14 protein-coding genes are annotated in these 13422 nt (G+C 44.0%); 2 read left to right on the top strand and 12 right to left on the bottom strand.

The annotated features are described in order from the left end of the window. The first annotated feature begins 38 nt into the window (after positions 1-38). Together C5Z26_RS01065 and C5Z26_RS01060 are read left to right on the top strand one after the other, a co-directional pair. Positions 39-863 (top strand): NAD(P)H-hydrate dehydratase, encoded by an 825-nt coding sequence (locus C5Z26_RS01065; RefSeq protein ID WP_105448193.1) that lies wholly within the window; start codon positions 39-41, stop codon positions 861-863. A gap of 21 nt (positions 864-884) precedes the next feature. Further along, positions 885-1427, top strand: coding sequence for a hypothetical protein (locus C5Z26_RS01060; protein ID WP_105448192.1), 543 nt, complete (start codon positions 885-887; stop codon positions 1425-1427). A gap of 211 nt (positions 1428-1638) precedes the next feature. On the opposite strand, the gene C5Z26_RS01055 is transcribed toward C5Z26_RS01060, so the two are convergent. From C5Z26_RS01055 to C5Z26_RS00995, 12 genes are all read right to left on the bottom strand, one after another. Further along, positions 1639-2004 carry a nuclear transport factor 2 family protein gene (locus tag C5Z26_RS01055; RefSeq protein ID WP_105448191.1) on the bottom strand — a complete coding sequence of 122 codons (366 nt, stop codon included), beginning with the start codon at positions 2002-2004 and terminating at the stop codon, positions 1639-1641. 248 nt (positions 2005-2252) lie between these two features. Next, complete coding sequence (locus tag C5Z26_RS01045) at positions 2253-2858, bottom strand: NAD(P)H-binding protein (RefSeq protein WP_105448190.1); 606 nt, start codon at positions 2856-2858, stop codon at positions 2253-2255. Positions 2859-2989: 131 nt separating this feature from the next. After that, positions 2990-3349, bottom strand: coding sequence for a cyclophilin-like fold protein (locus C5Z26_RS01040; protein WP_105448189.1), 360 nt, complete (start codon positions 3347-3349; stop codon positions 2990-2992). Positions 3350-3524: 175 nt separating this feature from the next. Beyond that, complete coding sequence (locus C5Z26_RS01035) at positions 3525-4178, bottom strand: NAD(P)H-binding protein (protein ID WP_105448188.1); 654 nt, start codon at positions 4176-4178, stop codon at positions 3525-3527. Positions 4179-4316: 138 nt separating this feature from the next. Next, the gene (locus C5Z26_RS01030; protein ID WP_105448187.1) at positions 4317-4844 is read right to left on the bottom strand and encodes a shikimate kinase; all 528 of its coding nucleotides are present in this window, start codon (positions 4842-4844) and stop codon (positions 4317-4319) included. After that, positions 4844-5941, bottom strand: coding sequence for a prephenate dehydrogenase (locus C5Z26_RS01025; RefSeq protein ID WP_105448186.1), 1098 nt, complete (start codon positions 5939-5941; stop codon positions 4844-4846). Before C5Z26_RS01025 ends, C5Z26_RS01030 begins: the two co-directional genes overlap by 1 nt. After that, complete coding sequence (gene aroA, locus C5Z26_RS01020) at positions 5938-7248, bottom strand: 3-phosphoshikimate 1-carboxyvinyltransferase (protein WP_105448185.1); 1311 nt, start codon at positions 7246-7248, stop codon at positions 5938-5940. Before aroA ends, C5Z26_RS01025 begins: the two co-directional genes overlap by 4 nt. Before the next feature lie 11 nt (positions 7249-7259). Beyond that, complete coding sequence (locus tag C5Z26_RS01015; RefSeq protein WP_105448184.1) at positions 7260-7787, bottom strand: amino acid biosynthesis protein; 528 nt, start codon at positions 7785-7787, stop codon at positions 7260-7262. Between the two features lie 2 nt (positions 7788-7789). Then, positions 7790-8956, bottom strand: a complete 1167-nt coding sequence (gene aroC, locus C5Z26_RS01010) for a chorismate synthase (protein ID WP_105448183.1) — start codon at positions 8954-8956, stop codon at positions 7790-7792. Beyond that, on the bottom strand, positions 8949-10418 hold the full coding sequence (locus C5Z26_RS01005) for an MFS transporter (protein ID WP_105448182.1): 1470 nt from the start codon (positions 10416-10418) through the stop codon (positions 8949-8951). The genes aroC and C5Z26_RS01005 overlap by 8 nt, the downstream gene beginning before the upstream one ends. A 523-nt stretch (positions 10419-10941) precedes the next feature. Then, positions 10942-11682, bottom strand: coding sequence for a pseudouridine synthase (locus C5Z26_RS01000; protein ID WP_105448181.1), 741 nt, complete (start codon positions 11680-11682; stop codon positions 10942-10944). A 7-nt stretch (positions 11683-11689) separates the two neighbouring features. Further along, positions 11690-13360, bottom strand: a complete 1671-nt coding sequence (locus C5Z26_RS00995) for a putative polysaccharide biosynthesis protein (protein WP_105448180.1) — start codon at positions 13358-13360, stop codon at positions 11690-11692. Positions 13361-13422: the final 62 nt, after the last annotated feature.

Genomic DNA, 13422 nt, shown 5'->3' with positions numbered 1-13422 from the left:
ATGGTATACTCGACTAAAATAAGAAAGCTGGCGTTATTTTGAAACCAATCACATCAGCACTAGTCCGCCATACAATTATCAAACGGCCGGTTGACTCTTATAAAGGGACATTTGGTCGGGTCATGTTAATTGGTGGTAATGAAAACTTCGGCGGGGCCATTATCATGGCCGCAATGGCTGCCACTTATAGTGGAGCCGGCTTAGTCACAGTAGCCACGGCCGCCAGTAATTTTACTAGCTTACACGCCCATCTGCCAGAAGCAATGGTATTAGATTATACCCAAACAACGGCTGTATTAGCGTTATTACCGACCATGGGTGTTATTGTTATTGGTCCTGGACTCGGCACCGAACCTTTAGCGGCTCAGTTGTTACAACACGTGTTACAAACAGTGACACCCCAACAACGGTTAGTTATTGATGGCTCCGCAATCACCTTATTAGCCGCAGCACAGACCGTCTTACCCGTCGCACAAATCGTCGTCACCCCTCATCAGATGGAATGGCAACGTTTGAGTGGCTTAAAAATCGCTGACCAAACACCAGTTGCTAATCAGGCGGCCCAACAACGCCTGCATGCCATTGCAGTCGTTAAGGCCCATCATACAACCGTTTATACGGACACTGATGCTTGGGAGAATCTCGGTGGCACGCCAGCCATGGCAACTGGTGGCATGGGCGATACTTTAGCCGGCATGATTGGTGGTTTCGCCGGTCAATTCACTGATTTTACGGCTGCCATTTTGAGTGCCGTCTACCTACACAGCGCAATTGCCGATGACTTCGCCAAAGATCAGTACGTGGTCTTACCTCATCAGATCAGTCATGCTATCCCTAAATACATGCATGATTTCGCGCAATAGTAGCGTGGTAAATTCCAAATTATGAAAAAAAGTTTAAAATTTAGTGGGTTAGGCTTGGTTATCTTAACAATCAGCATGATGTTAACCATTAGACCAGTAACGCCAACTAATCCGCAATCTAAAACAGTACCAACAACTCATAAAGAAGTGATGATGCCGTTAACATCGGCAGAACTAAAGAGGAAGCCGTCATTACTGATTTGTAGCATTATTTACTATGCCATCAATCACCTAAGAATCCAGCGTTGGCAAGAAGTCGCTGATGTTAAACGTGGCTGGCAAGTTGACATTTACCCCCATGGTGCCACGACGCAATATTTAGTTTGGCCGGATAAAAAGATTAAAGCCGCCGCCAAAACGTTAGAACCAAATTGGTTTGAGTTAACGACAACCGACCACATTAAGTTTCACAGCTATACAGTACACTCGTTTCAAAAGGCAATGACCGCCACCACTACCCTCGACCAAGTAGTTAGCCAACTCAATTCAGAGCGGGCGGCCAACCGCGTTCGACACTTGCAAAACCAACTCATTCTGAATACACCAAGACAAGCAGGCAACTGATTAATCTAACCGCTCCAATCAAAAAACGACCACCTAGTAATAGCTAGCTGGTCGTTTTTGGGTTGATTTAACGTGGGCGCTGGTGGTGACCAGTTTGCCGCTGATTTGCTGATGTTTTACCGGTCATTTGCCGAGCAACCCTAACAAATATGCTCTTGGCCGCTAAAGTAGGAACTGATCGTTGCCACAATAGATGGTTCCAAATACAATTTTAATATGGCGTTACTACCGCTTTCTGAATTACAGGAATCCCATCTTTTTCAATAATTTCCATAACGGTATGTAACTGCCAATCAGTTCGGATGCCGCGATTAATTTGAGCATTGACGATATTATTTCCCGTTACTTGCCAACCATTTTTTATGGCACGAGCATTAACAGACTGTTCTCTTGATGAAAAATAATGCATTTGTCCATTCGCAATTTGAGCCAACCATTGATCAATGGGTTGGACAAATCCACTCATATGCGTCAACGTAAAATCAGATGACAGTAATTGTTTTAATGTGGTTACATCACTGTTTCTCATGGCAACATTAAATTGTCGATAACCATCAATCGCTTTGTTCTTTTCCATAATAACGACCTACTTTTCAATAATTTCATTTAATAGACTAAGCGCAGTCAACACACGTGGCTAGCCAATAAATGGCAGTAACACCGTAATAACATCAATTAACAATTGCTTACTATTGCCAACATTGGCATTAGCAGCAATATGTCCTTTCACTTGTGAATCAGCCCCACGCATTGAAATCAACATGGAAAAGGTTAGCAATTCTCTTGTGGTACAACTTTATTTGGTATTTTGCCTAGCAACCTTTCTTATCGACGATTAATTCCTAGACTATCACGCGCGCCATAGTTATCATCATGCGCCAATTTTACGACTAAATCAGCAATGCTGGTCACCGAGACATTGTGACCCCCAAATGGTTCACCTTTACGGGTGACCTGATAATCAATATCAGCCCCACCGTCAAACCATCCAGGACGAATCGTCGTATAATTCAAGTCAGAAGCAGCGATAACATCGGCCGCATCCCGATAAGTTTTCAACATTGGATTGGCAACCAGATTACCACTGGCACCCATCGAAGCCGGAATTTCATTGTAGATACCCATTGACGTAATGAATAAGAGCCGTTTCACACCCACTTCGTCCATACCTGCAATTAGGGCTTGTGCCATCTGACGCAAATTACCGCTTAATGCAGCAAATACAACGTCTTGACCAGCCAAGGCATTTTGAAGTGCCGTCGAATCAGTTACACTACCAGCAATAACTTTTTCACGGTTCGTGTCAATCTGACCTAATCGCTGGGTATGCCGAGCCATCAAAGTTAATTGGTCGTCAGTATGATCTAAGAAATATTGCCGAGTCGTGCTACCAACCGTACCTGTTGCCCCAATAATTAAAATATTTGTCATAATTCATTCCTCCATCACAGTGTTAATTAATAACAGTTTCAATTCAAATAATTTAGCTAAACTACTACTGACTAGTTGATGACTATAGCGTAACCCATTCAAGTTACTATAAGGCCAGCTTTATTTTAATTTTATTTTTCCGAAACCGTCACTGTAATCAGTTGCGGTCCTTTTGCTAAATATTGACTTGCGGTCGCATCGTCAAAACGACCAGGTTCAATAACTTGATAAGGCGCGATATTTAGATCAGCAAAGTTGAGTGAAAATGCATTACGCCCCGCAAAATAATAAACGAAACCCGCTTTCACTTGACTAGTACCAATGGCAGTTGCCGCAACTTTGCTGGGTAATGGCTTATAATACTCATTAATACCACTTCGATTCAGCGTCAAAGTTAATGGGAATTGTTTTTTGATATCAGTCACAACTGCATTTTCAGATAAACTGACCCAGAATATTTTATTTTGAATAACTACTTTAATTTTATTCATATCAAATCCTCCTGAAACTTTGAACCAACGGCACCGCATAACCTTCCAGTTACTTTAAGGTCAACCACTATTAGGTGTGTTTCATTAAAAAAATCACACTAAAACCAGATAATACACATCATCTAAGCTTAGTGTGATTCTATCAATCGTCCTGATACTTATCCTCAAATATGACTTAATCGACGGGCCGTTTCTCCCCCTGAGTATCAGGATCAGCAATCCCAATACTGTCGCTTACATACTTGTCAGGATTCTTAATTAGGTCAACCACGACAGCCGCAATACTGGCCCGCGATCCAGAAACACCATTGTACGGTTCATTACGAGTCGTGACTAAATACTTAATTTCATCATGATTATTTAACCACGGCAAACGCAAGGTCGTGTAATCTAACCCCGATGCTGCTAATAGCTGGTCAGATTGTCGTGCCGATGCCATTCCAGAACGAATCATTTCGGCATTCCATCGACCAAATTCACCGGGAACTTCGTCGTACAAGCCAAGTACATTAGTGAATAAGACTCGTTTGACATGATTCGTCTGCATTGCCTTAATAACATTTTTAGTTAACCGATTGCGTGAATCGTGATCCACAGCCGCCACAAAAACAATATCTTGATTGACCATCGCTCGATCGATAGCGGCTTCGTTAGTCATATCACCATCAATTAAGGTGACTCGATCATTAGCTTGTAACTTGTCTAAGCGCTGCGCATTGCGTAAAAACAAAGTTAAATTGACTGTGCTAAATGCTGATTCATGCAATAACCGTTGTTCAACAATTTGGGCAATTTGACCATTAGCTGCTAAAATTAAAACATTTTTCATGAGTTAAAACCCCTTTGATAACCGAATTTAGTGGTGATTAAACCAAATGGATTAGCTTAATCAATGACTATACGTTAAACCTTAATGTGCGCTTTAAGGCAAGGGCCTTGCTAAATAAGTTTTAAATTTTTTCAATGCTTAACGACTCAATTCAACTGGCATCGTCCGCCGCATCAGCCAAGTCACAATTTGCGTCGCGATTGCTAGCGGAGTCAACGCATCCGTCGACACAATTAAATCAGCTGTGCCCTCATATATACTAGCCCGTCGATGCTTCAACGCTAACAAGTCAGCTGATGCCAAGGTGTTAACTAACGGTCGGTCACGATTGTTAGCAAGTCGCTGCAAAATAGTTTGATCTGCAGCCGCCAGCCAAATCACTGGAATTGAACTCGCCATCAAGATTTCAGCATTTTTTTGACTAGTGGGTGTGCCACCACCAGTAGATAAGACCCCCGGCTGTGTCAACGCTTGACATAACGTCGCTTGTTCTAAGTGCCGAAACCCAGTCTCGCCCTGTTCACTAAAGATTTGCGTAATAGGTTGACCCACTTGTGTGACAATCAGATCGTCCAAATCAACAGCTTGCGTCTGTAACTGCTGCGCTAATAATCGACCAACTGTCGTTTTGCCACTACCCATGAATCCAATTAAAATTGCTTGCATTAACGATTCCTCACAATCTGATAGCCAGCGGCCTTTAACAGTCCTGCTGCTTGTGCTTGACTTTTGGCAGTGCCAAAGGTTAGTTGTAGTACCCCATCAATTTCTTCACGCACCTCTAAAATATGACAATTAATTAAATTCAGCTTTGCTTGAGCCAATTGCTGCATAATCGTTGCTAAAACCCCAGGATGATCTGGAATATTTAAAAACAAATCATAAAAATTAGGCAACTGGCCCAGGTGTTCTGGCCCAAGTTGGTCACGAGTCACCTTAGCTTGCGTAAAGAAGGCCTCAATCGCTACTGCATCCTGGCCCTGAATCGCCTGTTCAATCTGTGCCAATGCGCCGCTAAACTGACTTAACTGTCTCAACACCAGTTCAGTGTTATTCAATAAAATTGCCGTCCACATCGCCGGGTCAGCTGAAGCAATCCGGGTTAAGCTCTTAAACCCACCAGCCGCTAACCGTAACCCCATTGGCGAATCGGCCAAAGCCGTGTGCGTCTGATTAACTAAAGTGGCCGCGACCACATGTGGAAGATGACTCAGCTGGCCCACCAAACGATCATGTTGCAGTGGCGTTACTGGTAACCATTTAACTTTAGTTGCCCTAAGTAACTTTTTTAACTGCGTCATTGCTGAGGGCGGCGTGAGTCCCGGTACTAAAAAGTAAAAGGCATTTTCAAATAAATCCGCACGGCCTGCAGCCACACCAGTTCGCTGTGAACCAGCCATTGGATGACCACCGATAAAACTAATACCACGTGCCTGTAAAGGTTGCGCCGCTGCGATAATCGTTTGTTTGGTACTTCCAACATCAGTTACTAACACTTGTGGTTTCAAGGCTAAGGTTGCTAAGAGACTTAAGTCAGCCCGAATCACTGAAACCGGTCCCGCTAAAATAATCACATCCGCTTTGATGGCGGCAGTTGCAAAGTCAGTGACAACTTCATCAATAATTCGGTGTTGTTTAGCGTACATCAAACAGCTAGCTTGCCGATCACTCCCCATAAGCCACACATCAGCATGTGCTTGTCGAATGGCTAACGCCAATGACCCACCAATCAGGCCGAGTCCATTAATTAAAACCTGAGTCATTTAAGGCGCTCCTTTCTTGATAACAATTGTTGCAAATCGCTAAAAAAGGTGGGGTATGAGATATTTATCGCAGTCGCCCCTGCCAATTGTAATGGGGTGTTGATCCGCAAAGCAGCAATCGCCAACATCATTCCAATGCGATGATCACCATGGCTAGTAAGGATCGGTGATTTGACGTGCCACGCTTGCCGACCATCAATCGTAAAGCCATCGGGACGTTCGGTAATTGCAATACCCAATTGCCGAAATTCAGTCACGATTGCCTTGATCCGATCCGTTTCCTTAACCCGTAATTCGGCAGCGCCACTAATGGTGCTCACACCATCCGCCGTAGCGGCCAATAATGCCACTAACGGTAATTCGTCAATCACTGCGGGAATTTCGCTAGCCGTTAACTTAATCGGTCGCAATGAACTTGCCATCACTTCAATATTACCGACCGGCTCACCGTCACTGACTAATTGTGTCACTTTCACGTTTCCACCCATGCGCTGTAATACGTTTAACAGTCCCGTTCGCGTAGGATTAAGCCCCACGTGTCGTAGCAACAGGTGTGACTTGGGTACAATACTTGCGGCTGTTAAGAAAAAGGCCGCTGATGACAGATCTCCTGGCACGATGACATGCTGACCTTGTAAATTTGGCTGTGGTTGTACGGTAATGGTCCGTTGATCGGCGGCAGTCGTAATATCACCACCAAATAGCTTTAATAAGCGTTCGGTATGATCTCTAGTGGGTTGTTTTTCAATGATCGTACTTGGCCCAGATGCCTGTAATGCCGCCAATATTAAGGCACTTTTGACTTGCGCACTGGCGACCGTTAGGGCATAATTAGCTGGTTTTAGGGGCTGTCCATGAATATGCATCGGTAACGCCCCGGCAGTCAACGTTACTTGTGCCCCCATCGTTGCTAAGGGTTGCCGAACCCGTTCCATTGGCCGGCGACTCAACGATGCATCACCAACTAAGGTACTATCAAATGGCTGACCAGCTAATAGTCCAGCCATTAAACGGGTGGCTGTCCCGGCATTTCCCATTTGTAGCGCCCCAACCGCCGGATGTAGCCCAGCTAAGCCAACCCCATCAACCTTGACCGTAGTCCCTGCCCGTTCGATGACTACCCCCAAGGCTTGTAACGCGGTTAAAGTTGTGAGGCAGTCATCGGCGACTAAAAAGTGATCAATGTGCGTCACGCCATGACTAATTGCGCCTAAAATCAAACTGCGATGTGAGATACTTTTATCCCCTGGCACAGTAAGCGTCCCCTGTAATCCATTTTGTGGACTCGTCATTAATTTTTTCATCATCGTAAACTTCCTTAATTGATTTGATAAACACACCACACCATCGCTGGTGTCAATTGTTTGATAATCTGTTCGGTTGACGTCAGCGTCACATTTTTTAGATTAGTCAACACGTAAGCGGCTTGATTTTTAACGTATAACTGATAAGCAACGACTTTGCTAGGCGCCGTTTGGACTGTCACCATGTTCACCGTCCGTTGTAATAGCTGAGCAGTAGCGGCATGAGTATAGCCCAACCGATTTTTAGCCGTTATGCGCTGAACGACCACTAACGGGTCAAGCTGTGTTATGAAACAATCTACCAACGTCATTTGTGCTGACAATGCATAATGAATGTCGCCCCAACTTGCATCTAAACTAGTCGATTTAAAGGCGGCTGGCATAATTAAATAATCACCTGTATCGCGGTCCAAATGCCTTAATATAGCTTCAAAACTTGATTGACCTTGGATTTCGGCGCGTCCTTGAAAGTGTTGTTGATTATATTGTTCAGCAGCAGCATAACTATCGGTAGCTTGCGGACCCAAAGTTTGAATCCGCATCGCTAATAGGCCTGCAATTCAGCCCGATAGTTTTGGAGCATCTGCTGTAACCGCGTTAAGTTACTACCATCAAAAGTGGCTGTTAACACCCGCACTAATTCAATGGCGACGACACTTTCAACAACCACGGCGGCTGGCACGATGGCCGTCGTATCGGAACGTTCTACACTCGCTTTTTTAACCACTTTGGTTTGAATATCTACACTTTGCAGTGGTCGATATAACGTTGGGATTGGTTTCATGGCCGCCTTAATAACAATCGGCATCCCATTAGTCATGCCACCTTCAAAACCGCCAAGATGGTTCGTCAACCGTGACCAGCCGGTATCAGCCTGCCAGTCAATGGCATCCATGACTTGACTACCATACTGGTCAGCGGCTATAAAGCCATCACCAATTTCAACGCCCTTGATTGCATTGACGCCCATGACCGCCGCCGCTAATTGACCATCTAACTTTGTATTCCAAGTTGCATAACTCCCTAATCCAGCTGGCACATTCGTTGCGACCACCCGAATCACACCACCTAACGTATCACCAGCTTTTTTAGTCGCTGTAATCAAGTCATGACTGGCCGCAACCTTAGTTTGATCGACCAACCGTAAATCATTTTTCTTAATCTGCTTTGTTAATTCGGCAACCGATAAGGACTGGCTAGTTGTCATAATTGGCCCAATTTGTTGAACATAGCCGACGAGTTCAATGCCTAATTGACCTAGTAGCTGTTTACAAATTTGACCAATAGCAACCCGCATCGCCGTTTCGCGCGCGGATGATCGCTCCAACACGTTGCGCAAATCACGATGACCATATTTCATCCCGCCGACCAAGTCCGCATGCCCTGGTCGTGGTCGGGTTACTCGCCGCAACGTATTATCATTAGTCGCTGGACTAATCGGATTCATAATTTCGTGCCAATGGGCGTGATCACGATTCTGGATGACTAAGGCCAACGGTGACCCTAGCGTGACCCCATGGCGCAATCCGCCAGTAATCGTCACCATATCGTGTTCAATTTGTTGGCGATTGCCGCGCCCAAAACCACCTTGTCGTTCTTCTAGACCAGCATTAATCTGATCAACATCTATCGATAAACCAGCAGGTATGCCAGTCAAAATTCCTGTTAATTGTGGGCCATGAGATTCACCAGCTGTCATATAATCAATCATGTGTTAAGTCCTCCTGAGTCTTCATTATTTTAATAGGTTCTACTTGTTGATACGTACGCGAATTCAGCATAATTTCTCGGTAAATTGCTTGTAAGTACGGCGTTTGTGCTGCTGAGCGACTCTGTTTGGCAATTCGGGCTAACACTTGATCTTCGCGTTTAGCATCCAATACTGGTAACTGCGCCTGTTGCTTTAACCCGCCAATCGTTGTGACAGCATCAAATCGTTGGTTCAACAAACTAACCAAGTGGTGGTCAATTCGATTAATCCGGTGACGTTGCTGTACTAGTGACTGCTGTGGCCCTAAAGCCCAGATTGCGAGTAAGACCAAACCCACGCCGACCAGACTAATGACTAAATCAAACCGCATCGCACGACCAATGTGCTGTTTTGAAAGCCACCCGGTTATCAACGGAATCGTAAAAGAGGCAACACTACCGAGCGTAAAGAATAGCCCCATCACACGACCTTTAGCTTGTGGATATAATTTAAGCAACAAATTTAAGCCGATTTGCATGCTACCACCAGCCGCTGTAAACCCAAAGATAAACGTTGCCACCATTGATAACCACGGCCAAGTAGTGAAACAAACCACCAATAATGCGCTGAATGCGCCGAGATTCAAGCCAATCAATAGCTTTGTTTCAGCGACACCCCAACGTAAACTCATAAAGATGAGCACAACCCCACTGATTGACCCAATACTATAAAGCGACAACAATAAGTGCGCGGTAATTGACGAATAGTTCAGTTCACGAGTCACAAACAAGCTAATCCATTGCGTATATAAAATCATTAATGCCATCGAGGTGTAACCATAGCCAGCTAAACCGATAGTTGCTAGCCAACGGCGTAATCTTGATAACGGTGCACTAGTCTTAACGACTGCTGCTGAGGCTTGATTCTTTGGCGGAAATTTTTGTCGATTTAACTGCCAAAAATTAAGGCTCAAAATAAATGCGGCAACCATGAAAGACCAGCCATACCATAAATGAGCCGTTTCCAATGACGCAATCAACAGCGGTAATAAAAATTCACCGGCCGACATGAATGCTTTTAACAACACATTGGATGCACCTTGATTGCCATTCAATTCCATGAAGGTCGGATAAGTACCGGCATCAAGGGCCGAATTAGCAATCCCAGCCAATATCGCTAAGCCATAGGCCACTTGACTATCGCGCACAAAGGCCATTCCTAAGAAAAAGATAAAATAACTTAACATCCCTAAATTAACGAAAACTTTGCGACCGTATCGATCAGATAATTGCCCAAATATGAAATAAGCTAATAACCGACCAATCCCAATTCCTGAAATAACATAAGAAACCGTTTCGATTGGGGTTTGCCAATGATGGCTCAGTGCTTGCATATTCTGCGTTAAAATAATCAATCCCAACCCGTGGACAAAGTAATTTAAATACAAGCTTAGTGATAACGTTTTACGATGGCGCTTAGTCATAGCATTTCCTCCTTCAAAGGTCCAACAATATAAAAAAAGCCTGCTAGATTTTAGAAATCTAGCAGGCGACACCTCATCAAAAACGATGCAAGTGACTATTATTACCAGCTAGACTTCCCGTGTCTAGCTGGCCAAGACAAATCTGACTTCGCTAACCTTAGACACGAACGTGCGTGACGTTCGTATCTAAGGAACCAATACGAACGCTACCTAAAGTAATAAAAGCCAAAATAATAAGCATTAGTTGGTAATAGTTTCGTCATTGCGATCGATCCTTTCCGTTTTGTTGTTGTTTACATTAAATCATTCTCATTTTACAAAGTCAATACTAATTAAAATTTAATTTAACGGGTGACGACTTGTCAAACCAAGTGCAACACTTTGTCGAATTAAAACTGTAATCTTACAGCTACTAATTATCTATGTAATCTTTCACTTGTTTGAAGGACGAATTTACAATTGAAGTGCAACACATAATCGAACAAAAAAAGCCTAAGCTGTCACACTCAGACTTTTTGACGCCTTAATCTTCATCAGGATGCCCAGCATCCGCCTTTAACGCCACTAGTTCAGCATCCGTTAACGCTCGGTAATTACCTGCAAGTAACCCAACCGGTAATTCTAAAGAACCAAAGGCAATCCGTCGCAACTGCACGACACGCTCGCCTAAAGTCCCGACCATCCGTTTAACTTGATGATACTTACCTTCATGGATTTTAATCCGTAATGTCGTAAAGTTTTCAATCTCATGAAAAGCAACAATTTCAGCGGCTGCGGGTTGCAATTGCGTCCCGTCTTTTAAAGTAATGCCATCATTAAAACCAGCCACTTGCGCAGCCGTAATTTCACCAGTTACTTCAGCTTCATATACCTTAGTAACATGATGGGCTGGTGCCAACAAGGCATGGGACAACGCCCCATCATTGGTAATCACCAATACACCTTCCGTATCCTTATCTAAGCGACCAATTGGAAACAAGTCGTCACGATAATCCGTCGTATTAAATAAATCCAAGACCGTCTTCGCTTGATCATCAACCGTTGCGGTGATAACCCCAACTGGTTTATTCATCACATAATAAAAATACTGTTGATAACTGACAGGCTGCTCATCTAAGCTAACCACATCATTGACCGGATTAACTTGTTGCTTCCCCGATAAAACGCGCTCACCATTGGCCGTAATATGACCGTCTTTAATCAAACGGCGGACTTGGGTTCGGGTCCCAATTCGCATCGCATGTAAAAATTTATCAATTCGCATCATTCACCTACTTAATCCGGAGCTTGCGCCGCAATCCATCGGCCTTAGCTCCAATCATTATATCTGCCAAACGAGACCGCAAAGCAAAGTATACGTACACGCCGCCACCAATTGCCACCGCTATTAATAAAATAATTAATGCTTGCGTCTGACGTTGTTCGTTAAATATTAAATTTAGCCCATATACGGCAACTTTAGCAGCCACATAAGTCACAATCGAATACATGAGAATCCGATTGATTTTAGGCAATAATTTCACATAACGAACGCCAAAGTTAACCTCTAAGTCATGCAAGATTAAAAGACTCGCTACCAACATCCCAATTGCTGTCGCTACTAATGGACCGGCCGCTGAAAGTAACACAATACAAGGCCATTGTAGAACTAGCTTGACTCCTAGACCAATCAAATAAAATCGAATAACATCTCGATTGCGCGACAACCCTTGCATTAACGCTGAAACGACAGTAAAGAGCCCGAGAATAATCGCCGTAAAAGCGGCAATTTGTAAAATCACGGCCCCCGTTTGATCGTAACCATAAAATAACGTATTCAACGGTTGCGCGACCGCTGCCATCCCTAAGGCGCCCGGAATCATAATGAACAGGAACAAAATAATCGCATCTTCTAATTGTTGGCGAATATTGCGTAAATTTTGCGCTGCTAATGATTCTGATAATAATGGCACCACGGTAATTGCAATCGCGGAAGCTAACGAGACAATAATCATCACTAATTTATTGGAATTAAAGGCAAATAACGCATAAAGCGTATTGATACTTTCCACCTTAATATGAAAAGTTGCCTGCATAATTGGCTGGAAAGTCGCTTGATCTAACAAGTTAAAGACCGTCGTAGCCGTATCAATCACAATGAACGGAATGGCTTGCACAATGATATCTTTAAATAACTGCCATACCGGAATAACCAGCTTAGCTTCACTCTGAGCCGCCAACCGATTGAGTTCAGGACGTTGGCGGTAATAATACCACCCTAGCAGTAAACAACTGGCAGCGGCCCCAATAAAGGCCGCAAAGGTCGATTGCGTAATTGCATTAACCCAGTTACCATTTTGAATACGCATGATAAAATAGGTGGCCGCCAACATGTAGACGACCCGAAAAACCTGTTCAACAAACTGAGAAACCGCAGACGGTGCCATTTGCTGGTAGCCTTGAAAAAAGCCTCGCATTAAAGCCATCGGTGGAATAATCACCAAGGCAATCGCCAAAGCCCGTAACACCGGAATCACATGCGGATCGCCACCGCCAAAGATCAAAGCAATCGGTTGTGCGCCAAACCAAAGAATGGCTCCAGAGGCAATCCCCATCGCACCAGCTAATAATAGCCCGCGTTTAAAGAGCCGTTGGCCGACACCATATTCATTAATCGCATTATATTCAGAAATTTGTTTAGAAATGGCCGAAGGAATGCCACCGATGGCCACCAACAAGAAGAAGCTATAAATATTATAGCCTTTGGCATATAGCGCATTACCTTGCATCGAATTGCTACCTAACCACATGACCCATGGAATAATATAAATGGCGCCAAGAATTCGTGAGAAAAGACTGCCCGCCGTCATCCAAGCTGACCCGCGCACCATTTTTTGATGTGCGTCAGCTTCGGAATTAACGTGGCCACTTTGCGGTTGATCGGCTTTTGGTTCCTCAGACATGTTTTGTAACCCACTTTCTTAGTTCAATCTTAACTATTTTAGATGAAATATAGTGAACTTGC

The sequence above is a fragment of the Lactobacillus sp. CBA3606 genome, assembly GCF_002970935.1.
Lineage (GTDB): Bacteria > Bacillota > Bacilli > Lactobacillales > Lactobacillaceae > Lactiplantibacillus.
The sequence above is the reverse complement of the archived record's forward strand: the minus strand, read 5'-3'. Positions and strand labels throughout refer to the sequence as shown.

What these genes read in the sequence shown, in the direction of transcription:
- C5Z26_RS01005 (WP_105448182.1), bottom strand. Translation starts at nt 10,418, where the DNA reads ATGACTAAGCGCCATCGTAAAACGTTATCACTAAGCTTGTATTTAAAT.
- C5Z26_RS01060 (WP_105448192.1), top strand. Translation starts at nt 885, where the DNA reads ATGAAAAAAAGTTTAAAATTTAGTGGGTTAGGCTTGGTTATCTTAACA.
- C5Z26_RS01045 (WP_105448190.1), bottom strand. Translation starts at nt 2,858, where the DNA reads ATGACAAATATTTTAATTATTGGGGCAACAGGTACGGTTGGTAGCACG.
- C5Z26_RS01015 (WP_105448184.1), bottom strand. Translation starts at nt 7,787, where the DNA reads ATGCGGATTCAAACTTTGGGTCCGCAAGCTACCGATAGTTATGCTGCT.
- C5Z26_RS01035 (WP_105448188.1), bottom strand. Translation starts at nt 4,178, where the DNA reads ATGAAAAATGTTTTAATTTTAGCAGCTAATGGTCAAATTGCCCAAATT.
- C5Z26_RS01030 (WP_105448187.1), bottom strand. Translation starts at nt 4,844, where the DNA reads ATGCAAGCAATTTTAATTGGATTCATGGGTAGTGGCAAAACGACAGTT.
- C5Z26_RS00995 (WP_105448180.1), bottom strand. Translation starts at nt 13,360, where the DNA reads ATGTCTGAGGAACCAAAAGCCGATCAACCGCAAAGTGGCCACGTTAAT.
- aroC (WP_105448183.1), bottom strand. Translation starts at nt 8,956, where the DNA reads ATGATTGATTATATGACAGCTGGTGAATCTCATGGCCCACAATTAACA.
- C5Z26_RS01000 (WP_105448181.1), bottom strand. Translation starts at nt 11,682, where the DNA reads ATGCGAATTGATAAATTTTTACATGCGATGCGAATTGGGACCCGAACC.
- aroA (WP_105448185.1), bottom strand. Translation starts at nt 7,248, where the DNA reads ATGATGAAAAAATTAATGACGAGTCCACAAAATGGATTACAGGGGACG.
- C5Z26_RS01040 (WP_105448189.1), bottom strand. Translation starts at nt 3,349, where the DNA reads ATGAATAAAATTAAAGTAGTTATTCAAAATAAAATATTCTGGGTCAGT.
- C5Z26_RS01025 (WP_105448186.1), bottom strand. Translation starts at nt 5,941, where the DNA reads ATGACTCAGGTTTTAATTAATGGACTCGGCCTGATTGGTGGGTCATTG.
- C5Z26_RS01055 (WP_105448191.1), bottom strand. Translation starts at nt 2,004, where the DNA reads ATGGAAAAGAACAAAGCGATTGATGGTTATCGACAATTTAATGTTGCC.